This window comes from Pseudomonas lalucatii (genome assembly GCF_018398425.1).
Classification (GTDB): Bacteria; Pseudomonadota; Gammaproteobacteria; order Pseudomonadales; family Pseudomonadaceae; genus Aquipseudomonas; species Aquipseudomonas lalucatii.
Genome location: NZ_JADPMV010000001.1, coordinates 2,692,303 through 2,714,562, shown reverse-complemented (window position 1 = coordinate 2,714,562; position 22,260 = coordinate 2,692,303). Strand labels below are relative to the sequence as shown.

Annotated in this window: 20 protein-coding genes; 13 read left to right on the top strand and 7 right to left on the bottom strand. The window is 65.1% G+C overall.

The window, feature by feature from the left end; all coding sequences use genetic code 11:
- Window positions 1-6 precede the first annotated feature (6 nt).
- On the top strand, window positions 7-1,380 hold the full coding sequence (gene trkA, locus I0D00_RS12435; protein WP_213640032.1) for a Trk system potassium transporter TrkA: 1,374 nt from the start codon (window positions 7-9) through the stop codon (window positions 1,378-1,380).
- A gap of 43 nt (window positions 1,381-1,423) precedes the next feature.
- Complete coding sequence (locus I0D00_RS12430) at window positions 1,424-1,744, top strand: tetratricopeptide repeat protein (protein ID WP_213640031.1); 321 nt, start codon at window positions 1,424-1,426, stop codon at window positions 1,742-1,744.
- Between the two features lie 3 nt (window positions 1,745-1,747).
- On the opposite strand, the gene I0D00_RS12425 is transcribed toward I0D00_RS12430, so the two are convergent.
- From I0D00_RS12425 to I0D00_RS12415, 3 genes are all read right to left on the bottom strand, one after another.
- Complete coding sequence (locus tag I0D00_RS12425) at window positions 1,748-2,011, bottom strand: PilZ domain-containing protein (RefSeq protein ID WP_213640030.1); 264 nt, start codon at window positions 2,009-2,011, stop codon at window positions 1,748-1,750.
- A gap of 98 nt (window positions 2,012-2,109) precedes the next feature.
- Window positions 2,110-2,997 (bottom strand): lysophospholipid acyltransferase, encoded by an 888-nt coding sequence (locus I0D00_RS12420; RefSeq protein WP_213640029.1) that lies wholly within the window; start codon window positions 2,995-2,997, stop codon window positions 2,110-2,112.
- An 87-nt stretch (window positions 2,998-3,084) separates the two neighbouring features.
- Window positions 3,085-3,639 (bottom strand): DNA-3-methyladenine glycosylase I, encoded by a 555-nt coding sequence (locus tag I0D00_RS12415; protein ID WP_213640028.1) that lies wholly within the window; start codon window positions 3,637-3,639, stop codon window positions 3,085-3,087.
- An 83-nt stretch (window positions 3,640-3,722) separates the two neighbouring features.
- On the opposite strand from I0D00_RS12415, the gene glyQ reads away from it, so the two are divergent.
- The 4 genes from glyQ (at window position 3,723) to I0D00_RS12395 (ending at window position 8,138) form a co-directional block, all read left to right on the top strand.
- On the top strand, window positions 3,723-4,670 hold the full coding sequence (gene glyQ, locus I0D00_RS12410) for a glycine--tRNA ligase subunit alpha (RefSeq protein WP_213640027.1): 948 nt from the start codon (window positions 3,723-3,725) through the stop codon (window positions 4,668-4,670).
- Window positions 4,667-6,721: a glycine--tRNA ligase subunit beta gene (gene glyS, locus I0D00_RS12405; protein ID WP_213640026.1), complete on the top strand. Its 2,055-nt coding sequence runs from the start codon at window positions 4,667-4,669 to the stop codon at window positions 6,719-6,721. Before glyQ ends, glyS begins: the two co-directional genes overlap by 4 nt.
- 76 nt (window positions 6,722-6,797) lie before the next feature.
- Complete coding sequence (gene gmhB / locus I0D00_RS12400; RefSeq protein ID WP_213640025.1) at window positions 6,798-7,328, top strand: D-glycero-beta-D-manno-heptose 1,7-bisphosphate 7-phosphatase; 531 nt, start codon at window positions 6,798-6,800, stop codon at window positions 7,326-7,328.
- Window positions 7,329-7,364: 36 nt separating this feature from the next.
- Entirely contained in the window at window positions 7,365-8,138 is a 774-nt protein-coding gene (locus tag I0D00_RS12395) for a lysophospholipid acyltransferase family protein (protein ID WP_213640024.1), read from the top strand.
- A gap of 467 nt (window positions 8,139-8,605) precedes the next feature.
- Here I0D00_RS12395 and gyrB read toward each other — a convergent pair whose 3' ends face one another.
- The 4 genes from gyrB to dnaA are packed head-to-tail and all read right to left on the bottom strand — an operon-like array spanning window position 8,606 to window position 14,746.
- A complete protein-coding gene (gene gyrB / locus I0D00_RS12390) occupies window positions 8,606-11,023 on the bottom strand; it encodes a DNA topoisomerase (ATP-hydrolyzing) subunit B (protein WP_213640023.1) in 2,418 nt (805 codons plus the stop codon).
- Window positions 11,024-11,027: 4 nt separating this feature from the next.
- A complete protein-coding gene (gene recF / locus I0D00_RS12385) occupies window positions 11,028-12,131 on the bottom strand; it encodes a DNA replication/repair protein RecF (RefSeq protein ID WP_213640022.1) in 1,104 nt (367 codons plus the stop codon).
- Between the two features lie 6 nt (window positions 12,132-12,137).
- Window positions 12,138-13,241, bottom strand: a complete 1,104-nt coding sequence (dnaN, locus tag I0D00_RS12380) for a DNA polymerase III subunit beta (protein ID WP_213640021.1) — start codon at window positions 13,239-13,241, stop codon at window positions 12,138-12,140.
- A gap of 32 nt (window positions 13,242-13,273) precedes the next feature.
- The gene (dnaA, locus tag I0D00_RS12375; protein WP_213640020.1) at window positions 13,274-14,746 is read right to left on the bottom strand and encodes a chromosomal replication initiator protein DnaA; all 1,473 of its coding nucleotides are present in this window, start codon (window positions 14,744-14,746) and stop codon (window positions 13,274-13,276) included.
- Between the two features lie 525 nt (window positions 14,747-15,271).
- On the opposite strand from dnaA, the gene rpmH reads away from it, so the two are divergent.
- The 7 genes from rpmH (at window position 15,272) to rsmG (ending at window position 22,252) form a co-directional block, all read left to right on the top strand.
- Complete coding sequence (rpmH, locus tag I0D00_RS12370; RefSeq protein WP_003246698.1) at window positions 15,272-15,406, top strand: 50S ribosomal protein L34; 135 nt, start codon at window positions 15,272-15,274, stop codon at window positions 15,404-15,406.
- Window positions 15,407-15,421: 15 nt separating this feature from the next.
- The gene (gene rnpA, locus I0D00_RS12365; protein WP_213640019.1) at window positions 15,422-15,823 is read left to right on the top strand and encodes a ribonuclease P protein component; all 402 of its coding nucleotides are present in this window, start codon (window positions 15,422-15,424) and stop codon (window positions 15,821-15,823) included.
- Window positions 15,816-16,061, top strand: a complete 246-nt coding sequence (yidD, locus tag I0D00_RS12360; protein WP_213640018.1) for a membrane protein insertion efficiency factor YidD — start codon at window positions 15,816-15,818, stop codon at window positions 16,059-16,061. Before rnpA ends, yidD begins: the two co-directional genes overlap by 8 nt.
- A gap of 2 nt (window positions 16,062-16,063) precedes the next feature.
- Window positions 16,064-17,737: a membrane protein insertase YidC gene (gene yidC, locus I0D00_RS12355; RefSeq protein ID WP_213640017.1), complete on the top strand. Its 1,674-nt coding sequence runs from the start codon at window positions 16,064-16,066 to the stop codon at window positions 17,735-17,737.
- Window positions 17,738-17,813: 76 nt separating this feature from the next.
- Window positions 17,814-19,181 (top strand): tRNA uridine-5-carboxymethylaminomethyl(34) synthesis GTPase MnmE, encoded by a 1,368-nt coding sequence (mnmE, locus tag I0D00_RS12350; RefSeq protein ID WP_213640016.1) that lies wholly within the window; start codon window positions 17,814-17,816, stop codon window positions 19,179-19,181.
- Window positions 19,182-19,712: 531 nt separating this feature from the next.
- On the top strand, window positions 19,713-21,605 hold the full coding sequence (mnmG, locus tag I0D00_RS12345) for a tRNA uridine-5-carboxymethylaminomethyl(34) synthesis enzyme MnmG (RefSeq protein WP_213640015.1): 1,893 nt from the start codon (window positions 19,713-19,715) through the stop codon (window positions 21,603-21,605).
- Window positions 21,605-22,252 (top strand): 16S rRNA (guanine(527)-N(7))-methyltransferase RsmG, encoded by a 648-nt coding sequence (rsmG, locus tag I0D00_RS12340; protein WP_213640014.1) that lies wholly within the window; start codon window positions 21,605-21,607, stop codon window positions 22,250-22,252. The genes mnmG and rsmG overlap by 1 nt, the downstream gene beginning before the upstream one ends.
- Window positions 22,253-22,260 lie beyond the last annotated feature (8 nt).

The window sequence follows — 22,260 nt, the reverse complement described above, 5'->3', positions numbered from 1 at the left end:
GAGCGGATGAAGATCATCATTCTCGGCGCCGGCCAGGTCGGTGGCACCCTGGCGGAACACCTGGCCAGCGAGGCCAACGACATCACCGTGGTCGACACCGACGGCGACCGCCTGCGCGAGCTCGGCGACCGCCTGGACATCCGCACCGTGCAGGGCCGCGGCTCGTTTCCGGCGGTGCTGCGCCAGGCCGGCGCGGACGACGCCGACATGCTGGTGGCGGTGACCAACAGCGACGAAGTCAACATGATCGCCTGCCAGGTGGCCTACACCCTGTTCCACACCCCGACCAAGATCGCCCGGGTGCGCGAGGCCGCCTACCTGACCCGCAGCGGCCTGTTCAACAACGAATCCATCCCGGTGGACGTGCTGATCAGCCCGGAACAGGTGGTGACCAACTACATCAAGCGCCTGATCGAGTACCCCGGCGCCCTGCAGGTGATCGACTTCGCCGAGGGCAAGGCCCAGCTGGTGGCGGTCAGGGCCTACTACGGCGGCCCGCTGGTGGGCCAGCAGCTCAAGCAGCTACGCGAGCACATGCCCAACGTCGACACCCGGGTGGCGGCGATCTTCCGCCGCAACCGGCCGATCATGCCCAAGGGCGATACGGTGATCGAGGCCGACGACGAGGTGTTCTTCATCGCCGCCAAGGCCCATATCCGCGCGGTGATGAGCGAGATGCGCCGTCTCGAGGACAGCTACAAGCGGGTGGTGATCGCCGGCGGCGGGCATATCGGCGAGCGCCTGGCCGAAGCCATCGAGAGCCGCTACCAGGTGAAGATCATCGAGATGAATCCGGCGCGCTGCCGCTACCTGTCGGAGAACCTGGACAGCACCGTGGTGCTGCAGGGCAGCGCCTCGGACCGCGACCTGCTGGTGGAAGAGAACATCAACGACGCCGACATCTTCCTCGCCCTGACCAACGACGACGAGGCCAACATCATGTCCTCGCTGCTGGCCAAGCGTCTCGGCGCGCGCAAGGTGATGACCATCATCAACAACCCGGCCTATGTCGACCTGGTCCAGGGCGGCGAGATCGACATCGCCATCAGCCCGCAGCTGGCCACCATCGGCACCCTGCTGACCCACGTGCGCCGCGGCGACATCGAGAGCGTGCACTCGCTGCGCCGCGGCGCGGCCGAGGCCATCGAGGCCATCGCCCACGGCGACGCCAAGTCGAGCAAGGTGGTCGGGCGCATGATCGAGGAGATCGCCCTGCCGCCGGGCACCACCATCGGCGCGATCATCCGCGACGAGGAGGTGCTGATCGCCCACGACGACACGGTGATCGAGTCCGGCGACCACGTGATCCTGTTCCTGGTCGACAAGAAATACATCCGCGCGGCGGAAAGCCTGTTCCAGGTCGGGCTAACCTTCTTCTAAGCGCCACGGCGCCGTCATCCACCCACTGCGAGCCGGAGTCACCATGCTGGAGTCCCTGGAAAAAATGCTGGCCCAGGGCATGGACAATGCCCTGCTGCGCTTCGGCCTGGGCAAGGGCTACCTGGATGCCGGCGAATTCGCCCGCGCCGCCGAGCACCTGCAGCGCTGCGTGGAGCACGATCCCAAGTACTCCGCGGCCTGGAAGCTGCTCGGCAAGGCGCAGCTGGAGCTGGGCGACCAGCAGGCGGCCGAGCGGGCCTGGCAGCAGGGCATCGCCGCGGCCCAGGGCCACGGCGACAAGCAGGCGGAGAAGGAGATGACGGTGTTCCTCAAGCGCCTGCAGCGGCACCAGCCCGGCGACTGAACCTCAGCCCTCGACGAAGCGCAGGCCGACGCCCTCGGCATCCACGCGCATCACCTCCATCTGCAGCACCGGCGCCTCGATCGGCAGGTCCTGGACCTGCCCGGTGACCCGGGTGCCGGCTTCCAGCGCGGCGAGTTGCGGGTGCTTGACGTACACCCCGCCATCGGACAGGTCGCGAGTCTGGGCCACCAGCTCACCGAAGCTCGGATGACAGATCTTGATCCGGCATTTCATCGACGTACGGACATGTTGGCGCTGGTTGGACATGACTGCAGATATCCTCGACTAGGGCGCTGGAAATGACCCGAGCATAGTGCCAGCCGGTCTTCGCGAAGGCGACAGAAACCCTAGGGGGGCCTGCGGCGCTAGTACCACTTCGGCTCGCCGTCCGGACGCTTCTTGAAGCGCTTCATGCTCCACATGTACTGGCTCGGATAGGTGCGCACGTAGCGCTCGATCACCGCGCTCATCGCGGCCACGCCCTCGCCGACATCCTCGCTGTACATGCCTTCGGGCGCGGCCTCGAGTATGACCTTGTAGCCGCTGCCGTCGGCCAGGCGCAGGGCATGCAGGAACACCCCCAGGGCCTTGCCGCCGGCGAGCATGCCGGGGACGAACTTGCTGGTCAGGGTCGGCACGCCGCAGAAGGGCACGAACACGCCGGCGGACAGGCTCGGCTCGGGGTCGGCGGGAATGCCCACGGCGCCGCCGCGGCGCACCTCCTTGATGACGCTGAGGATGCCCTCCTTGGTCGAGGGCGCCACGCGGTTGCCCATCTGCACCCGTTGCTTGGCCAGCAGCTCGTCCACCGCCTTGAGCTTGGGCGGACGGTAGAAGATGATCGGCTTGCACTGGGCGCAGTAGAAGTGATTGAGCACCTCCCAGTTACCCAGGTGGCTGGTGATGCCGACTACCCCCTTGCCGGAGGCCAGGGCCTGCTGCAGCACCTCCAGGCCCTCCACCTCGCGCACCAGGGCCAGCGACTTGTGCGCCGGCCAGACCCAGGCGCAGGCGCTCTCGGTCAGGGTCTTGCCGATGCCCGCCAGGCTCTCGCGCAGCAGGCGCTGATGGGCCGCCGCGTCCAGCTCCGGAAAGCACTTGCTCAGGTTGGTGCTGGCGACGCTGCGCGAGCCATTGGGCAGTTTCCACATCAGCCAGCCGATGGCGCTGCCCAGTCCTTGCACGGCACGCCAGGGCAGCAGGGCGAGCAGGCGCAGGAAGCCCACCACCAGCACACCTTTGAGCTTCTCCACAGGCAACTCCAGGAAATCGCAAAACGCCTATTGTAACCAGGCCGCGGCCCGCCATGCAGCCGCAGGGGCGTTGTCCGGCGGGCGGAGTCAGCCGGCCGCCAGCTCGGCGTAGCGCTCGCAGTCGGTGGTGTGGTCCATGACCATGCCGGCGGCCTGCATGTAGGCGTAGCAGATGGTCGGACCGACGAAGGTGAAGCCGGCCTTCTTCAGCGCGCGGCTCATGGCCTCGGCCTCGGCGGTGACCGCCGGCACCTCGCCGCGCGCGGCGAAGTGGTTGACCTTCGGCGCGCCGCCGACGAAGGACCAGAGCAGCGCCACCGGGTCCTCCAGCCTGAGCCAGGCCCGAGCGTTCTGCCGCGCAGCCTTGAGCTTGAGGCGGTTGCGGATGATGCCGGGGTCCTGCATCAAGGCGTCGATCTCGGCGTCGCTCAGCTGCGCCAGGCGCTCGGGGTCGAAGCCGTGCAGCACCTCCCGATAGCGCGCGCGCTTCTTCAACACGGTGATCCACGACAGGCCGGCCTGGAAGCCCTCGAGCAACAGCAGCTCGAACAGGGCCTGGGGATCGCGCTGCGGCACCCCCCATTCGCGGTCGTGATAGGCCTGGTAGAGCGGGTCTTCGGTGCACCAGAAGCAGCGTGGCATAGGGCCTTCCCGGGCGGTGGAGGGTGGACGGATTGGGTTATACTCCCGGGTTTTCCGTCGCAGCCTCAACAGGTGAATTTTTCGTGAGCCAGACTACGCCTGCCGTGCGCACCTTCCAAGACCTGATCCTGACCCTGCAGCAGTACTGGGCCGAGCAGGGCTGCGTGGTGCTGCAGCCCTACGACATGGAAGTGGGCGCCGGCACCTTCCACACCGCCACCTTCCTGCGCGCCGTCGGCCCGGAATCCTGGAACGCCGCCTACGTGCAGCCGAGCCGCCGCCCCACCGACGGCCGCTATGGCGAGAACCCCAACCGTCTGCAGCACTACTACCAGTTCCAGGTGGTGCTCAAGCCCAATCCCGAGAACTTCCAGGAGCTGTACCTGGGCTCGCTGGCGGCCATCGGCATCGACCCCCTGGTGCACGACATCCGTTTCGTCGAGGACAACTGGGAGTCGCCGACCCTGGGCGCCTGGGGCCTGGGCTGGGAGATCTGGCTGAACGGCATGGAAGTGACCCAGTTCACTTACTTCCAGCAGGCCGGCGGCATCGAGTGCTACCCGGTGACCGGCGAGATCACCTACGGCCTCGAGCGCCTGGCCATGTACATCCAGGGCGTCGACTCGGTCTACGACCTGGTGTGGACCGACGGCCCGTTCGGCAAGGTCACCTACGGCGACGTGTTCCATCAGAACGAGGTGGAGCAGTCCACCTACAACTTCGAGCACGCCAACGTCGAGAAACTGTTCGAGCTGTTCGACTTCTACGAGAGCGAAGCCAACCGTTTGATCGAACTGGAGCTGCCGCTGCCGACCTACGAGATGGTGCTCAAGGCCTCGCACACCTTCAACCTGCTCGACGCCCGTCGCGCCATCTCGGTGACCGAACGCCAGCGCTACATCCTGCGCGTGCGCACCCTGGCCCGCGCCGTGGCCCAAAGCTACCTGCAGGCGCGGCGCAAACTCGGCTTCCCCATGGCCACCCCCGAACTGCGTGACGAAGTACTGGCCAAGCTGGAGGCTGCAGAATGAGTGCATTGGATTTCCTCGTCGAACTGGGCACCGAAGAGCTGCCGCCCAAGGCCCTGAAGAGCCTCGGCGAAGCCTTCCTCACCGGCATCGAGAAGGGCCTCAAGGCCGCCGGCCTCGACTACCGGGCCAGCCGCATGTACGCCGCGCCGCGGCGCCTGGCGGTGCAGATCGACCAGCTGGCCAGCCAGCAGCCCGATCGCAGCCACAACCTCGACGGCCCGCCGCTGCAGGCCGCCTTCAACGCCGCCGGCGAGCCGACCCAGGCCGCCCTCGGCTTCGCCAAGAAGTGCGGCGTGGAGCTGGCCGAGATCGACCAGAGCGGGCCCAAGCTGCGCTACACCCAGCGCATTCCCGGGCAACCGGCCAGCGCCCTGCTGCCGGCGATAGTCGAGGCCTCGCTGAACGAGCTGCCGATTCCCAAGCGCATGCGCTGGGCGGCGCGGCGCGACGAGTTCGTGCGCCCGACCCAGTGGCTGGTGATGCTGTTCGGCGACCAGGTGATCGACTGCGAGATCCTCGCCCAGAAGGCCGGCCGCGAGTCCCGCGGCCACCGCTTCCACAGCCCGGCCAAGGTGCGCATCAGCAGCGCCGCCACCTACCTGGAAGACCTGCGCAGCGCCTATGTGCTGGCCGACTTCGCCGAGCGCCGCGCGCTGATCGCCAGCCGCGTCGCCGAACTGGCCGCCGAGCAGCAGGGCAGCGCCATAGTACCGGCGGCGCTGCTCGACGAAGTCAGCGCCCTGGTCGAGTGGCCGGTGCCGCTGGTCTGCTCCTTCGAGGAACGCTTCCTCGCGGTGCCTCAGGAAGCCCTGATCACCACCATGCAGGACAACCAGAAGTACTTCTGCCTGCTGGATGCCAGCGGCAAGCTGCTGCCACGCTTCATCACCGTGGCCAACGTCGAGAGCAAGGACCCGGCGCAGATCGTCTCGGGCAACGAGAAGGTGGTGCGCCCGCGCCTGACCGACGCCGAGTTCTTCTTCAAGCAGGACCAGAAGCTGCCGCTGGAGCACTTCAACCAGCGCCTGGCCGGCGTGGTGTTCCAGGCCCAGCTCGGTTCGGTGTTCGAGAAGGCCCAGCGGGTTTCCCAGCTAGCCGCCTTCATCGCCGAACGGGTCGGCGGCGACGCCGAGCGCGCGGCGCGGGCCGGCCTGCTCAGCAAGTGCGACCTGGCCAGCGAGATGGTCGGCGAGTTCCCGGAGATGCAGGGTATCGCCGGCTACTACTACGCCAAGCACGACGGCGAGGCCGAGGATGTGGCCCTGGCGCTGAACGAGCAGTACATGCCGCGCGGCGCCGGCGCGGAACTGCCGAGCACCCTCACCGGCGCCGCCGTGGCCCTGGCCGACAAGCTCGACACCCTGGTCGGCATCTTCGGCATCGGCATGCTGCCCACCGGCAGCAAGGACCCCTACGCCCTGCGTCGCGCCGCCCTCGGCGTGCTGCGCATCCTGATCGAGAAAGGCCTGGACCTGGACCTGAACGACACCCTGGCCTTCGCCATCGAGCAGTTCGCCGACAAGGTCAAGGCCGACGGCCTGGCCGCCCAGGTGCAGGATTTCGTCTTCGACCGCCTGCGCGCGCGCTACGAGGACGAGGGCGTGGATGTGGCCGTGTACCAGTCGGTGCGCGCCCTCAACCCGAGAGCGCCGCTGGACTTCGACCAGCGCGTGCAGGCGGTCCAGGCCTTCCGCGCCCGCAGCGAGGCCGAGGCCCTGGCCGCGGCGAACAAGCGGGTGTGGAACCTGCTGAGCAAGTTCGACGGCGAGGTACCGGCCCAGGTCGACGCCGCACTGCTGCAGGAGCCGGCCGAACAGGCCCTGGCCGAGGCCGTGGCGCACGCCGAGCAGGCGGTGCTGCCGATGGCGGCGGCGCGCTGCTACCGCGAAGCCCTGGAGCACCTGGCCAGCCTGCGCGAGCCGGTGGACAGCTTCTTCGAGGCGGTGCTGGTCAATGCCGAGGAGCCGGCCGTGCGGGCCAACCGCTACGCGCTGCTGGCGCGGCTGCGCGGCCTGTTCCTCGGCGTCGCCGACATCTCCGTGCTGGGCTGACGCCCGGCCGGAACAGGCATCGGCACCAGGGCTTTAGCCTTGGTGCCCAGGCCCTCCTCAGCACGAAGCTAGGCATATGAAACTACTGATTCTCGACCGCGACGGCGTGATCAATCACGACTCCGACGCCTACATAAAATCCCTCGAGGAGTGGATCCCGCTGCCCGGGGCCATCGCGGCCATCGCCCGCCTGTCCAGGGCCGGCTGGACCGTGGCGGTGGCCACCAACCAGTCGGGGCTGGCCCGCGGCTACTATGATCTGGCGACCCTGGAGGCGATGCACGCGCGCCTGCGCCAACTGGTGGCGGAGCAGGGCGGCGAGCTCGGCCTGATCGTCCATTGCCCCCACGGGCCGGACGACGGCTGCGCCTGCCGCAAACCCAGACCCGGCATGCTCCAGGCCATCGCCGAGCATTACGCGGTGCCACTCACTGGCGTCTGGTTCGTCGGCGACAGCAGCGGTGACCTCGATGCCGCCCGCGCCGTCGATTGTCGGCCCGTGCTGGTCAAGACCGGCAAGGGCGAACGCACCCTGGCCAAGGCATTGCCAGAGGGCACCCTGGTATTCGAGGATCTGGCGGCGGTCGCCGACCATCTTCTCTCCTGATAACGCAGGCTCCGACCTGCCACGGTAAAGGCTCCTATGTCGCCAGTGCAGTCCGCTAGAACCGTCCTTTTTTACCTGCTGCTGGCGCTGAGCGCCTGCTTCTGGTGCATCCTCAGCGTCTTCGTCGCGCCCCTCCTGCCGTTCCGTGCCCGCTACCGCTTCGTCAACCAGACCTGGTGCCGCTTCGCCGTCTGGCTGGCCAAGGTGCTGGTGGGCATTCGCTATGAGGTCAAAGGTCTGGAGAACATCCCGCAACGACCCTGCGTGATCCTCGCCAAGCACCAGAGCACCTGGGAGACCTTCTTCCTCTCCGCGCAGTTCGAGCCCCTCAGCCAGGTGCTCAAGCGCGAGCTGCTGCATATCCCCTTCTTCGGTTGGGCGATGGCCATGCTCAGCCCCATTGCGATCGACCGCAGCAACCCCAAGGCGGCGCTCAAGCAGCTCGCCAAGCAGGGCCACGAACGCCTGCAGCAGGGCGCCTGGGTGCTGATCTTTCCGGAAGGCACGCGCATCCCCAGCGGCCAGATCGGCAAGTTCTCCCGCGGCGGCGCGGCCCTGGCGGTCAATGCCAACCTGCCGGTGCTGCCGGTGGCGCACAACGCCGGCGAGTTCTGGCCCAAGGAGGGTTGGAGCAAGAAGCCCGGCACCATTCAGGTCGTCATAGGCCCGGCGTTGCACGCCGAAGGCGAGGGGCCGCGGGCGATCGCCGAGCTGAACGACCGCGCCTTCGCCTGGGTCGCTCAGGCGCAGCGCGATATCGGCGCACTCGGCCCCGCCGCGCCATTCGGCGAGTCCGTCGAACCGAACTGACCCGTCTGTGGATAAGCTGTGCAAGAAAAGCGTCAACAGGCCGTAATGCTGGCCGTAAATAGCTGAATTGATTAGCCTTTATTAGCCTTCAGAATTTTGTCGTTTGCGTGCATAAGTTTCTACAGGAGACAAAAAAGCCGGCCCTAGTGGCCGGCTTTTTCATGCTCCAGGCTAGAGCCCGAGCCACCATTCGACGCGGTGTCATTCCTGCCAAGATCGAGTGACAGGAATGAACAGGTCGGGGGACAAACGTAGGCTTAAGCAAATAACAAAAAACCCGCCGAAGCGGGTTTTTTCCTGACCATTAGACATCCTGTCGGTGCTTCCTAGCGATGGTCTATCATCCTTGATTCCAAGCGAGTCCTTCGCTTAGTGGACGGGTATAGATTAGTCGCGAGCGACGGAGTTCTATATATCCAAACGCGCCAATCCGTGTAAGCCACTCGCTATACCCACAGGAAAACGGCTTAGACGTCCAGGTTGGACACCGCCAGGGCGTTGGTTTCGATGAAGTCGCGACGCGGCTCCACCTCGTCGCCCATCAGGGTGTTGAAGATCTGATCCGCGGCAATCGCGTCCTCGATCCGTACCTTGAGCATGCGGCGCACTTCCGGGTCCATGGTGGTTTCCCACAGCTGGTCCGGGTTCATCTCGCCGAGTCCCTTGTAGCGCTGGATGCTGTGGCGCTTGGTGCTCTCGGTCATCAGCCAGCCCAAGGCGTCCTTGAAGGTGCTGACCGGCTTCTTGCGCTCGCCACGCTGCACATAGGCGCCGTCCTCCAGCAGATTGTTGAGCTGATCGCCCAAGCTGGTGACCGTCCTGTAGTCGTTGCTGGAGAAGAAGTCACGGTTGAAGGTGATGTAATTGGAGATGCCGTGGGAGATCAGCTCGACCTCCGGCAACCACAGATGCCGCTCGTGGTCTTCGCGCAGGCTGGTCTTGTACACCAGGCCGGATTTCTCCATGGTCTTCAAGCGCGTCTCGAACTGCTGCAGCCAGCCTTGCATGGCGTCCTTGTCGGCCAGCTGCTCCAGGGTCACCGCCGGCAGGTAGACGAAGTGCTCCGTGAGTTCCTGGGGGTACAGACGCGACAGGCGCTTGAGGGTCTTCATCACCATGCGGTAGTCGTTGACCAAACGCTCCAGGGCCTCTCCGGACAGGCCGGGTGCACTCTCGTTGACGTGCAGGCTGGCGTCCTCCAGGGCCGATTGGGTCATGTACTCTTCCATGGCCTCGTCGTCCTTGATGTACTGCTCGTGCTTGCCGCGCTTGACCTTGTACAGCGGCGGCTGGGCGATATAGATGTAGCCACGCTCGACCAGCTCGGGGAGCTGGCGGAAGAAGAAGGTCAGCAGCAGGGTACGGATGTGCGAACCGTCGACATCGGCATCGGTCATGATGATGATGTTGTGGTAGCGCAGCTTGTCGATGTTGTATTCCTCACGGCCGATGCCACAGCCGAGGGCGGTGATCAGGGTGCCGACCTCCTGGGAGGAGATCATCTTGTCGAAGCGGGCCTTCTCGACGTTGAGGATCTTGCCCTTGAGCGGCAGGATCGCCTGGGTCTTGCGGTTGCGGCCCTGCTTGGCCGAGCCGCCGGCGGAGTCACCCTCCACTATGTAGAGTTCGGACAGCGCCGGGTCCTTCTCCTGGCAGTCGGCCAGTTTGCCGGGCAGTCCGGCGATGTCCAGCGCGCCCTTGCGCCGGGTCATCTCCCGCGCCTTGCGGGCGGCTTCGCGGGCCCGAGCCGCGTCGATCATCTTGCCGACCACGGCCTTGGCTTCGTTGGGGTTCTCCAGCAGGAAGTCGGAGAAGTACTTGCCCATCTCCTGTTCCACCGCGGTCTTCACCTCGGAGGAGACCAGCTTGTCCTTGGTCTGGGAACTGAACTTGGGGTCCGGCACCTTGACCGAGATGATCGCCGTGAGGCCTTCGCGGGCATCGTCGCCGGTGGTGGAGATCTTGTGCTTCTTGGCCAGGCCTTCCTGCTCGATATAGGCGTTCAGGTTGCGCGTCAGCGCCGAGCGGAAACCTGCCAGGTGGGTGCCGCCGTCACGCTGGGGAATGTTGTTGGTGAAGCACAGCAGGTTCTCGTTGAAGCTGTCGTTCCACTGCAGGGCGACTTCCACGCCGACACCGTCGTCGCGCTGGACGTTGAAGTGGAACACCTGGTTGACCGTGGACTTGTTGATGTTCAAATACTCGACGAAGGCACGCAGCCCCCCCTCGTACTTGAACAGCTCCTCCTTGCCGCTGCGCTCGTCCTTCAGCAGGATACCCACCCCGGAGTTGAGGAACGACAGCTCGCGCAGGCGCTTGGCCAGGATGTCCCAGCTGAAGTGGATGTTGTGGAAGGTCTCTTCCGAGGGGCGGAAGTGGATCTGGGTGCCGGTACCGTCGGTATCGCCCACGGCCGCGAGGGGCGCCTGGGGCACGCCATGGACGTAGGTCTGCTCCCAGATCTTGCCATTGCGGCGGATCGTCAGGATCAGCTCCTTGGACAGCGCGTTGACCACAGATACGCCGACCCCGTGCAGACCGCCGGAGACCTTGTAGCTGTTGTCGTCGAACTTACCGCCGGCATGCAGGACGGTCATGATCACCTCGGCGGCGGACACGCCCTCGTCCTTGTGGATATCCACCGGGATGCCGCGACCGTTGTCGCGCACGCTGATGGACTCGTCTGGATGAATGGTGATGGTGATCTCGCTGCAGTAACCGGCGAGCGCTTCGTCAATCGAGTTATCGACCACCTCGAACACCATGTGGTGCAGACCGCTGCCATCGTCGGTGTCGCCGATGTACATACCAGGTCGCTTGCGTACGGCATCCAGGCCCTTGAGGACCTTGATGTTGTTGGAGTCGTACGTTTGGTTTTCGCTCATGCCTTCACTCCCGGTGGTCGTGGGTCTGGGTGATGCCGCCATGTTCCACGTGGAACACTGCTACCGGCGTATCCGTGCGCCAGCCTTCCCGCAACAATTCGTGGTCTACGCAGGTGATAAACACCTGGCAGTGCAAATCTTCCAATAAACGGCACAGCGCGCGACGGTGCAGCTCATCCAGTTCTGACGGCAAGTCATCCACCAGATAGATGCACTGGCCGCGCTTGGCCTGGTCGACCAAATGGCCCTGAGCGATGCGCAGGGCGCAGACAACCAATTTCTGCTGGCCGCGCGACAAGATGTCGGCGGCGTTGTGCGCACCCAGTCGCAACCTGAGATCGGCCCGCTGAGGTCCGGCCTGGGTATGTCCCATCTGCTGGTCTCTGGAAAGGGATGCAGCCAGCACCTCACTCAACTCGCGTTCCTTGTCCCAGCCACGGTAGTAACTGAGGGTCAGCCCCTGCAGTTCCACCAGCTCGCTGAGCGTGCGCTCGAAGACGGGCTTCAGCGCCTGGATATAGGCACGCCGATAGCCGTCGATCTCGTCGCTGGACAGGCACAATTCACGGTCCCAGGCCGCCTGCGAAGCGGCATCAAGTGTACCATGCCGCAGCCATGAGTTCCGCTGCCGCAGGGCCTTCTGCAGGCGCTGCCAGGCCGGTAGAAAGCGCGGTTCCACGTGGAACACTCCCCAGTCGAGGAACTGCCGGCGGATCTTCGGTGCCCCCTCCAGCAGGCGAAAACTATCCGGATTGATCAACTGCAGCGGCAGGGCATCCGCCAGTTGCGCCGTGCTGCGCGCACTCTGTCCATCGATACGGATCTGCAGCTCGCCGTGGCGATCACGGGAGACGCCCAGACTGCACAGCCGGCCATCGGCGTGGAGCACCTGGCCGAAAACCGTGCAGGTCGGCTGCTCGTACTGGATCAGCGGAAGCAGACGACTGCTGCGAAAGGAGCGCGCCAGTCCGAGCAGGTGCACGGCCTCGAGCAGGCTGGTCTTGCCGCTGCCGTTGGCGCCGTGGAGGATATTGATGCGAGGGGAGGGGGAGAGCGTCACCGGGTGCAGGTTGCGCACCGCGGTGACAGTGACGCGGGTCAGGGACATGCAGGGTTACAGGCGCATCGGCATCACGACATAGGCGGAATCGTCGTTGTCGGCTTCCTGAACCAACGCGCTGCTGTTGGCGTCGGAAAGAATCAGCCGCACCTGCTCGGTGGTCATCACGCCCAGCACGTCCAGCAGGTAGCTGACGTTGAAGCCGATCTCCAAGGCGCTGCCGCTGTAATCCACGGCGATTTCTTCTTCGGCCTCTTCCTGCTCCGGGTTGTTGGCCTGGATCTTCAGCAGACCGGCGGCCAGTTGCAGGCGGATGCCACGATACTTTTCGTTGGACAGAATGGCGGTGCGGCTGAACGCCTCGCGCAGTCCCTGACGGTCGGCCACCACCAGCTTGTCACCGCCGCGCGGCAGCACACGCTCGTAGTCCGGGAACTTGCCGTCGACCAGCTTGGAGGTGAAGGTGAACTCGCCGGTGGTGGCCCGGATGTGGTTCTGGCCCAGCACCACGCTGACACTGCCATCCTGCTCGGTGAGCAGGCGCGCCAGCTCCAGGATGCCCTTGCGCGGCACTATGACCTGGTGGCGTTCGACCTGTTCGATCGCCGCTTCCATCGAGCACATCGCCAGGCGGTGACCATCGGTGGCGACTGCACGCAACACGCCGCTCTGCACTTCCAGGAGCATGCCGTTGAGGTAGTAGCGCACGTCCTGCTGGGCCATGGCGAAACTGGTGCGCTCGATCAGCCGACGCAGCTTGCTCTGCACCAGGCTGAAGGTCAGCGAGCCCGGCCCTTCTTCCACGGTCGGGAAGTCGTTGGCCGGCAGGGTCGACAGGCTGAAGCGGCTACGCCCGGCCTTGACCAGCAGCTTCTGCTCGTCGACGCGGATATCGATCAGCGCGTCGCTCGGCAGGCTCTTGCAGATGTCCATGAGCTTGCGCGCCGGCACCGTGATCTCGCCGGGCTCGGCGGCCTCTTCCAGGGTCACCCGGCCGACCAGCTCGACCTCCAGGTCGGTGCCGGTCAGCGACAGCTGCTGGCCCTCGACCACCAGCAGCACATTGGACAGCACCGGCAAGGTCTGACGGCGTTCCACGACGCCGGCGACCAGTTGCAGCGGTTTCAACAGGGCTTCGCGTTGAATGGTGAAATGCATGGTCTAGTCCCTTGCCTAGTGGAATGGCGGAGTTAAGTGGTCAGTGTACGCAGCAGATTCTTGTAGTCCTCGCGGATGTCCGCGTCGGATTCCCTAAGTTCAGCAATCTTACGGCATGCATGCAATACCGTGGTGTGATCGCGCCCGCCGAAGGCGTCGCCGATCTCCGGCAGACTGTGGTTGGTCAGCTCCTTGGACAGGGCCATGGCCACCTGACGCGGGCGGGCCACCGAACGGGAGCGGCGCTTGGACAGCAGATCGGAAATCTTGATCTTGTAGTACTCGGCGACCGTGCGCTGGATATTGTCGATGCTCACCAGCTTGTCCTGCAGCGCCAGCAGGTCTTTCAGCGACTCGCGGATCAGCTCGATGGTAATGTCGCGGCCCATGAAATGGGAGTGCGCGATCACCCGCTTCAAGGCGCCTTCCAGCTCGCGCACGTTGGAGCGAATGCGCTGGGCGATAAAGAACGCCGCGTCATGCGGCAGATCGATCTTGGCCTGATCGGCCTTCTTCATCAGGATCGCCACCCGGGTTTCCAACTCCGGCGGCTCCACCGCCACCGTCAGCCCCCAGCCGAAGCGCGACTTCAGGCGCTCTTCCAGCCCCTCGATCTCCTTGGGGTAGCGGTCGCTGGTGAGGATCACCTGCTGGCCGCCCTCGAGCAGGGCGTTGAAGGTGTGGAAGAACTCCTCCTGGGAGCGCTCCTTCTTGGCGAAGAACTGGATGTCGTCGATCAGCAGCGCATCCACCGAACGGTAGAAGCGCTTGAACTCGTTGATCGCATTGAGCTGCAGGGCCTTGACCATGTCGGCGACGAAACGCTCGGAATGCAGGTAGACCACCTTGGCGTTGGGGTTCTTCTGCAGCAGGTGATTGCCCACCGCATGCATCAGGTGAGTCTTGCCCAGGCCCACGCCGCCATAGAGGAACAGCGGGTTGTAGCCATGCTTGGGGTTGTCGGCGACCTGCCAGGCTGCTGCCCTGGCCAGCTGGTTGGACTTGCCCTCGACGAAATTGTCGAAGGTAAAGGTCCGGTTCAGGTAACTGGTGTGCTTGAGCGCCCCCTCTACCTGCACCGTGCGTTCGCTGCGCACCGGTTGCTGTGGCTGGCCGGCACCGGCTTGCGCCGAGCCGTCGAACCGCGCGCGGGAGGGCTGCTCGAGTGCTGGAGGGGGCGCCATACTCGGCTGACTGGGCGCAGCGCCGACAGGGGCCGGGCTACTCGCCACGCTCGGCGCGCCTCGCGAGGCCGCCGCACGCTTGCTGCCTATTAATAAGGAAAGCGCTGGAACCAGGCCGTTGGCCCGTTCGGCCAGGAGTTCGAGCAGGCGCCCCAGGTACTTCTCGTTGACCCAATCGAGCACGAAGCGATTGGGCGCATAGACGCGAAGCTCGTCGCCTTCGGCTTCGACCTGCAGTGGACGGATCCAGGTGTTGAATTGCTGAGCAGGCAGTTCATCGCGCAGGAGTTCCACGCACTGCTGCCAAAGTTCCACGGACACGGATATCCCCTAAGTCGAAAGGCGGTGAGGCAAAAACAGCCGCCATTGTAGCTTCCGCCGGACGAGTTATCCACACGAAAGCGGCCCCTCCACCAAGGGAAATCAAGATCTTACCGCAACGGCGAGGTACTCCGCCGACACCCGGAAACTCTGTGGATAACGAAGCCGCTAGCCCTTGGATAAACCGGGGCACAACTCTAGGCATAACCCCACTGTGGATAACCCGGCGTTTCATCCTCAGCTTATCCGCCCCCTCCACACAGCCGCAGCACCGTTTTTCGACAGACTTGCCCCACCCCTTGAGCCCATGCCTGAAGAGGCTCTCAGCTACTTATCCACAGAAAAGCCTCGGCCTAATCATCATAAGCACTACAAAACATCTTTAAATATTCTCTTCTTTATATTCTTTCTGATCGGCGGAAAGCCTGGTTGGAAATTGACCTGACCCACGGCTTTCTCTACAATCGCCGGTCTCTTAAAACCGGGGCCATTCCGGCCCGTCGTCGACCACCCAGGTACCGCATCATGAAACGCACTTTCCAACCCAGCACCATCAAGCGCGCTCGCACCCACGGCTTCCGTGCCCGTATGGCCACCAAGAACGGCCGTGCCGTCCTGTCGCGTCGCCGCGCCAAGGGCCGTAAGCGTCTGACTGTCTAAGCATTCTGTCTTGTGGTGAGTCGAGGCTTCGGCCGGGAAAAGCGTCTGCTGACCCCCCGCCAGTTCAAGGCAGTCTTCGACTCCCCCAGCGGCAAGGCTCCGGGCAGAAATGTCCTGCTGCTCGCGCGCAACAACGAGCTGGATCATCCCCGACTGGGCCTGGTGATCGGCAAGAAGAGCGTCAAGCTCGCGGTTGAACGCAATCGCCTGAAACGCCAGATCCGCGAATCCTTCCGCCTCAACCAGGATGCCCTGGCAGGCTGGGACATAGTGGTGGTGGCACGTAAAGGCTTGGGCGACTTGCAGAACGCCGAACTGGCCCACCAGTTCGGCAAGCTCTGGAAACGCCTGGCGCGCGACAAAGCTGCCCCGCAGGCCAATGCCCGACCCGGGGTAAGCGACAGTCCCCATGCGTAAACTGGCTCTGCTTTCAATCCAGTTCTACCGCTATGCCATCAGCCCGCTGATGGCCAGTCACTGTCGCTTCTATCCCAGCTGTTCCTGCTACGCCCAGGAAGCCATCGAACATCATGGCCTCCTGCGTGGTGGCTGGCTGACTCTCCGTCGGCTCGGTCGCTGCCACCCCTGGAACCCCGGTGGCTACGATCCGGTACCCTCCGCGAAATCCTCCCGATCCTCTTCGATGGCCGAATAATCATGGATATTCAACGCACGATCCTGATCGTCGCCCTGGCAATCGTGTCCTATATGATGGTTCTCCAGTGGAACCAGGACTATGGCCAAGCTGCGCTGCCGACTCAGACCGCCCCAGCCAGTAGCACCGTACCCGGCTTGCCGGAAACCGCCGTTGCCGCCAGCAGCGACGATGTGCCGACGGCTGGCACCGAAGCCAGTGAGGCGGCGGTGGTCGGCAGCCCGGTCAGCGACGAGCTGATCCGGGTCAAGACCGATGTCCTGGACCTGTCCATCGACCCCCGTGGCGGCGACGTGGTGCAGCTGCACCTGCTGCAGTACCCGCGCCGGCAGGATCGTCCGGACGTGCCGTTCCAGCTGTTCGACAACGGCAGCGAGCGCCTGTACCTGGCGCAGAGCGGCCTGACCGGCGCCAACGGCCCTGACGCTCGCGCCAGCGGTCGCCCGCTGTACCGCAGCGAACGGCGCGAATACCGTCTGGCCGATGGCCAGGACCAGTTGGTGGTCGAACTGCAGTTCAGTGAGGCCGGGGTCAACTACACCAAGCGCTTCACCTTCGAGCGCGGCCAGTACGACCTGAACGTCGGCTACCAGATCGACAACCAGAGTGGCCAGGCCTGGACCGGCAACCTGTTTGCCCAGCTCAAGCGCGACGACAGCAGCGACCCGTCGTCCAGCACCGCCACCGGCACCGCGACCTACCTGGGCGCCGCCCTCTGGACCCAGGAGAAGCCCTACACCAAGGTTTCCACCGGCGACATGGACGACAAGAACCTGCGCGAAACCGTGCAGGGTGGCTGGATCGCCTGGCTGCAGCACTACTTCGTCACCGCCTGGATCCCGGCCAAGGACAGCAGCAACCTGGTGCAGACCCGCAAGGACAGCCAGGGCAACTACATCATCGGCTTCACCGGTCCCGCACTGAACATACCGGCCGGCGCCAGTGCCGAGGCCAGCGCCATCCTCTACGCCGGCCCGAAGACCCAGGACAACCTCGAGGCGCTGTCGCCCGGCCTGGATCTGACCGTCGACTACGGCATCCTCTGGTTCCTGGCCAAGCCGATCTTCTGGCTGCTCGGCCATATCCACGACCTGCTGGGCAACTGGGGCTGGTCGATCATCGTCCTGACCATCATCATCAAGCTGGCGTTCTTCCCGCTGTCGGCCGCCAGCTACAAGTCGATGGCGCGCATGCGGGCGGTATCGCCCAAGTTGCAGGCGTTGAAGGAACAGTTCGGCGACGATCGCCAGAAGATGTCCCAGGCGATGATGGAGCTGTACAAGAAGGAGAAGATCAACCCGCTCGGCGGCTGCCTGCCGATCCTGGTGCAGATGCCGGTGTTCCTCGCCCTCTACTGGGTACTGCTGGAAAGCGTGGAGATGCGCCAGGCGCCCTGGCTGCTGTGGATAACCGACCTGTCGATCAAGGATCCGTTCTTCATCCTGCCGATCATCATGGGCGCCACCATGTTCATCCAGCAGCAGCTCAATCCGACGCCGCCGGATCCGATGCAGGCCCGGGTGATGAAGCTGATGCCGATCATCTTCACCTTCTTCTTCCTCTGGTTCCCGGCCGGTCTGGTGCTGTATTGGGTGGTCAACAACGTCCTGTCCATCGCCCAGCAGTGGTACATTACCCGCAAGATCGAAGCCGCGAGCAAGGCTGCTGCCGCCTGACCCGCCCCCGCTTCTGAGCGCTAAACAAGACGCCCCCGCAGTGGGGCGTCTTGCTATCCAGCCTTCGGAGTCCAGCATGCAAACCCTCCGTGAAACCATCGCCGCCGTCGCCACCGCCCAGGGCCGTGGCGGGGTCGGCATAGTGCGCGTCTCCGGCCCGCTGGCGGGAGCGATCGCCCGCGACATCTGCCAGCGCGAACTACAGCCGCGCTATGCCCATTACGGCGCCTTTTATGCGCAGCACGACCAGCTGATCGACGAGGGGCTGAGCCTGTTCTTCCCCGGCCCCCACTCCTTCACCGGCGAGGACGTGCTCGAGTTGCAGGGGCACGGCGGCCCGGTGGTGCTGGACCTGCTGCTGCGCCGTTGCCTGGAGCTCGGCGCGCGCCAGGCACGGCCTGGCGAGTTCAGCGAGCGGGCCTTCCTCAACGACAAGCTCGACCTGGCCCAGGCGGAAGCCATCGCCGACCTGATCGAGGCCAGCTCCGAGCAGGCCGCACGCAACGCCCTGAGGTCCCTGCAGGGCGAGTTCTCGCGACGCATCCACGCCCTCACCGAGCGGCTGATCCAGTTGCGCATCTATGTCGAGGCGGCCATCGACTTCCCCGAGGAGGAGATCGACTTCCTCGCCGACGGCCATGTCCTCGGCCTGCTCGAAGGCCTGCGCGAAGACTTATCCACAGTGCTGCGCGAGGCGGGCCAGGGCGCCCTGCTGCGCGAGGGCATGACCGTGGTCATCGCCGGCCGGCCCAACGCCGGCAAGTCGAGCCTGCTCAACGCCCTGGCCGGGCGCGAGGCGGCCATCGTCACCGAAATCGCCGGCACCACCCGCGACGTGCTGCGCGAACATATCCACATCGACGGCATGCCCCTGCACGTGGTCGACACCGCCGGCCTGCGCGACACCGAGGACCAGGTGGAGCGCATCGGCGTGGAACGCGCGCTGAAGGCCATCGCCGAGGCCGACCGCATCCTCCTGATGGTCGACGCCACGGCGCCGGAGGCCGGCGATCCCTTCGCCCTGTGGCCGGAGTTTCTCCAGCAGCGCCCGGACCCGGCCAGGGTCACCCTGATCCGCAACAAGGCCGATCTGTCCGGCGAGCCGGTGGCCCTGGAGGTCGGTGACGATGGTCACGTGACCCTCAGCCTGTCGGCCAAGTCCGGTACCGGGCTGGAATTGCTGCGCGAACATCTGAAGGCCTGCATGGGCTACGAGCAGACCACCGAGAGCGGCTTCAGCGCCCGCCGCCGGCACCTGCAGGCCCTGCGCCAGGCCGCAGCCAGCCTCGACCACGGCCACGCCCAGCTGACCCTGGCCGGCGCCGGCGAACTGCTCGCCGAAGACCTGCGTCAGGCTCAGCATGCCCTGGGCGAGATCACCGGCGCCTTCAGTTCGGACGAGCTGCTCGGGCGCATCTTCTCCAGCTTCTGCATCGGCAAATAGCTGGCCGCCAGCGGCCTTCCTCTGCCAAACGCTTAACCCTTCCCACGAAAGCTCTGTGGCGCATGCCGCCGGAGGGCGTTCGCCTGGGCGAAACCTCGCGCGGCAGGTCATCCACAACGCTCCTGAGGCCTGTGGAAAACCGCCCCTGAGCCCAGTCGATAACCCGGCCAAAAAGCTGAGGATAATCGTCCCTGTGTATAACAGGGCATTTCCTCCACAGGCTACACCCACCTCTCCCACCGGCTACCGACCGGAATGGCACAGCCTTATACATCGCTCAACGTCACCGGCAGCGGGACCTGCAGGAACCTATCCACAGAAAATCGCTGCATAAGTAATAAACATAAAAACAAGTCTTTATAAAAATTCATTCATATATTCTTTATTAACCGGTCGACCCGCTGCCTCCTTCCCGGTTGGCTATTTTTTGTGCAAAAGGCTTCTTTCGACTGGGCTAACTGCCTATACTTGCCGGCTTTCCAGCTTTTCGACCCAAAAGCCCCCCAATTCTCAACAGGCACGAGGTGCGTGGTGGATTTCCCTTCCCGTTTTCAGGTGATCGTCATCGGCGGCGGCCACGCCGGCACCGAGGCCGCCCTCGCCGCCGCACGCATGGGCGTGAAGACCCTGCTGCTGACCCATAACGTGGAAACCCTCGGGCAGATGAGCTGCAACCCGGCCATCGGCGGAATCGGCAAGAGTCACCTGGTCAAGGAAATCGATGCCCTCGGCGGCGCCATGGCCCAGGCCACCGACCACGGCGGCATCCAGTTCCGCGTGCTCAACAGCCGCAAGGGCCCGGCCGTACGCGCCACCCGCGCCCAGGCCGATCGGGTGCTGTACAAGGCGGCCATCCGCGAGACCCTGGAGAACCAGGCCAACCTGTGGATATTCCAGCAGGCGGCGGACGACCTGATCGTCGAACAGGATGAGGTCAAAGGCGTGGTCACCCAGATGGGCCTGCGCTTCCTCGCCGATGCGGTGGTGCTGACCACCGGCACCTTCCTCGGCGGACTTATCCACATCGGCATGCAGAACTATTCCGGTGGTCGCGCCGGCGACCCCCCCTCGATCGCCCTGGCGCGCCGCCTGCGTGAACTACCGCTGCGCGTCGGTCGGCTGAAGACCGGCACCCCGCCACGCATCGACGGCCGCTCGGTGGATTTCGCGCAGATGACCGAGCAGCCTGGCGACAGGCCGACGCCGCTGATGTCCTTCCTCGGCAAGGCCGAGCAGCAGCCGCGGCAGATCAGTTGCTGGATCACCCATACCAATGCCCGTACCCACGAGATCATCGCCGCCAACCTGGATCGTTCGCCGATGTACTCGGGGATGATCGAAGGGGTCGGCCCACGCTACTGCCCGTCGATCGAAGACAAGATCCACCGCTTCGCCGACAAGGACAGCCACCAGGTGTTCATCGAGCCCGAGGGCCTGACCACCCACGAGCTGTATCCCAACGGCATCTCCACCTCGCTGCCGTTCGATGTGCAACTGCAGGTGGTGCGTTCCATCCGCGGCATGGAGAACGCCCATATCATCCGCCCCGGCTATGCCATCGAATACGACTACTTCGATCCGCGCGACCTCAAGTACAGCCTGGAGACCAAGGTCATCGGCGGGCTGTTCTTCGCCGGCCAGATCAACGGCACCACCGGCTACGAGGAGGCCGGCGCCCAGGGCCTGCTGGCCGGCGCCAACGCCGCACTGCGCGCCCGGGGCCGGGACGCCTGGTGCCCGCGCCGCGACGAGGCCTACCTCGGCGTGCTGGTCGACGACCTGATCACCCTGGGCACCCAGGAGCCCTACCGCATGTTCACCTCGCGGGCCGAGTACCGGCTGATCCTGCGCGAGGACAACGCCGACCTGCGCCTGACCGCCAAGGGCCGCGAGCTGGGCCTGGTGGACGATGCGCGCTGGGCGGCCTTCGAGGCCAAGCGCGAGGGCATCGTCCAGGAGGAACAACGCCTGAAGAGCACCTGGGTGCGGCCGAACACCCCGCAGGGCGAGGCCATCGCCACGCGCTTCGGCACGCCGCTGAGCCACGAGTACAACCTGCTCAACCTGCTCAGCCGCCCGGAGATCGACTATGCCGGCCTGGTCGAACTCACCGGTGGTGGCGCCACGGACCCCCAGGTCGCCGAACAGGTGGAGATCAAGACCAAGTACGCCGGCTATATCGACCGCCAGCAGGAGGAGATCGCCCGCCTGCGAGCCAGCGAGGACACCCTGCTGCCGGCCGACATCGACTACGCGACCATCTCCGGTCTGTCCAAGGAGATCCAGCACAAGCTCGGTGAGACCAGGCCGCAGACCCTGGGCCAGGCGTCGCGCATTCCCGGGGTCACCCCGGCGGCGATCTCGCTGCTGCTGATCCACCTGAAGAAACGCGGCGCCGGCCGCCAGCTGGAGCACAGCGCCTGATGTCCACGGTTACCCATCGCCATGCCGAGGAGCTGGCCCAGGGCGCCCGCGAGCTCGGCGTCGAGCTGTCCGCGACGCAGCAAGAGCAGCTGCTCGCCTACCTGGCGCTGCTGATCAAGTGGAACAAGGCCTACAACCTCACCGCGGTGCGCGATCCCGACGAGATGGTCTCCCGCCATTTGCTCGACAGCCTGTCCGTGGTGCCCTATGTCGCCGAAGGCGGCGACGACTGGCTGGACGTCGGCAGCGGCGGCGGCATGCCGGGGATTCCCCTGGCCATCCTGTTTCCCCAGCGACGCTTCACCCTGCTCGACTCCAACGGCAAGAAGACCCGCTTCCTCACCCAGGTGAAGCTGGAGCTGAAACTGCCCAACCTGGAAGTTATCCACAGTCGGGTCGAGGCCTTCACGCCCCCCCGGCCGTTCGCCGGCATCTGCTCGCGGGCCTTCAGCGCGCTGCAGGACTTCGCCAACTGGACCCGCCATCTGGGTGACCAGCAGACCCGCTGGCTGGCGATGAAGGGCGTGCATCCGGACGACGAACTGCAGGCGCTGCCGGCGGACTTCCGCCTCATCGCCACCGAGGTGCTCAAGGTTCCCGGTTGCCAAGGCCAACGCCATCTGCTGATACTGCGTCGCTCGGTCTAGGGGGAAGG

What these genes read in the sequence shown, in the direction of transcription:
- trkA (WP_213640032.1), top strand. Translation starts at nt 7, where the DNA reads ATGAAGATCATCATTCTCGGCGCCGGCCAGGTCGGTGGCACCCTGGCG.
- I0D00_RS12430 (WP_213640031.1), top strand. Translation starts at nt 1,424, where the DNA reads ATGCTGGAGTCCCTGGAAAAAATGCTGGCCCAGGGCATGGACAATGCC.
- I0D00_RS12425 (WP_213640030.1), bottom strand. Translation starts at nt 2,011, where the DNA reads ATGTCCAACCAGCGCCAACATGTCCGTACGTCGATGAAATGCCGGATC.
- I0D00_RS12415 (WP_213640028.1), bottom strand. Translation starts at nt 3,639, where the DNA reads ATGCCACGCTGCTTCTGGTGCACCGAAGACCCGCTCTACCAGGCCTAT.
- glyS (WP_213640026.1), top strand. Translation starts at nt 4,667, where the DNA reads ATGAGTGCATTGGATTTCCTCGTCGAACTGGGCACCGAAGAGCTGCCG.
- gmhB (WP_213640025.1), top strand. Translation starts at nt 6,798, where the DNA reads ATGAAACTACTGATTCTCGACCGCGACGGCGTGATCAATCACGACTCC.
- I0D00_RS12395 (WP_213640024.1), top strand. Translation starts at nt 7,365, where the DNA reads ATGTCGCCAGTGCAGTCCGCTAGAACCGTCCTTTTTTACCTGCTGCTG.
- gyrB (WP_213640023.1), bottom strand. Translation starts at nt 11,023, where the DNA reads ATGAGCGAAAACCAAACGTACGACTCCAACAACATCAAGGTCCTCAAG.
- recF (WP_213640022.1), bottom strand. Translation starts at nt 12,131, where the DNA reads ATGTCCCTGACCCGCGTCACTGTCACCGCGGTGCGCAACCTGCACCCG.
- dnaN (WP_213640021.1), bottom strand. Translation starts at nt 13,241, where the DNA reads ATGCATTTCACCATTCAACGCGAAGCCCTGTTGAAACCGCTGCAACTG.
- rpmH (WP_003246698.1), top strand. Translation starts at nt 15,272, where the DNA reads ATGAAACGCACTTTCCAACCCAGCACCATCAAGCGCGCTCGCACCCAC.
- yidD (WP_213640018.1), top strand. Translation starts at nt 15,816, where the DNA reads ATGCGTAAACTGGCTCTGCTTTCAATCCAGTTCTACCGCTATGCCATC.
- yidC (WP_213640017.1), top strand. Translation starts at nt 16,064, where the DNA reads ATGGATATTCAACGCACGATCCTGATCGTCGCCCTGGCAATCGTGTCC.
- mnmE (WP_213640016.1), top strand. Translation starts at nt 17,814, where the DNA reads ATGCAAACCCTCCGTGAAACCATCGCCGCCGTCGCCACCGCCCAGGGC.
- rsmG (WP_213640014.1), top strand. Translation starts at nt 21,605, where the DNA reads ATGTCCACGGTTACCCATCGCCATGCCGAGGAGCTGGCCCAGGGCGCC.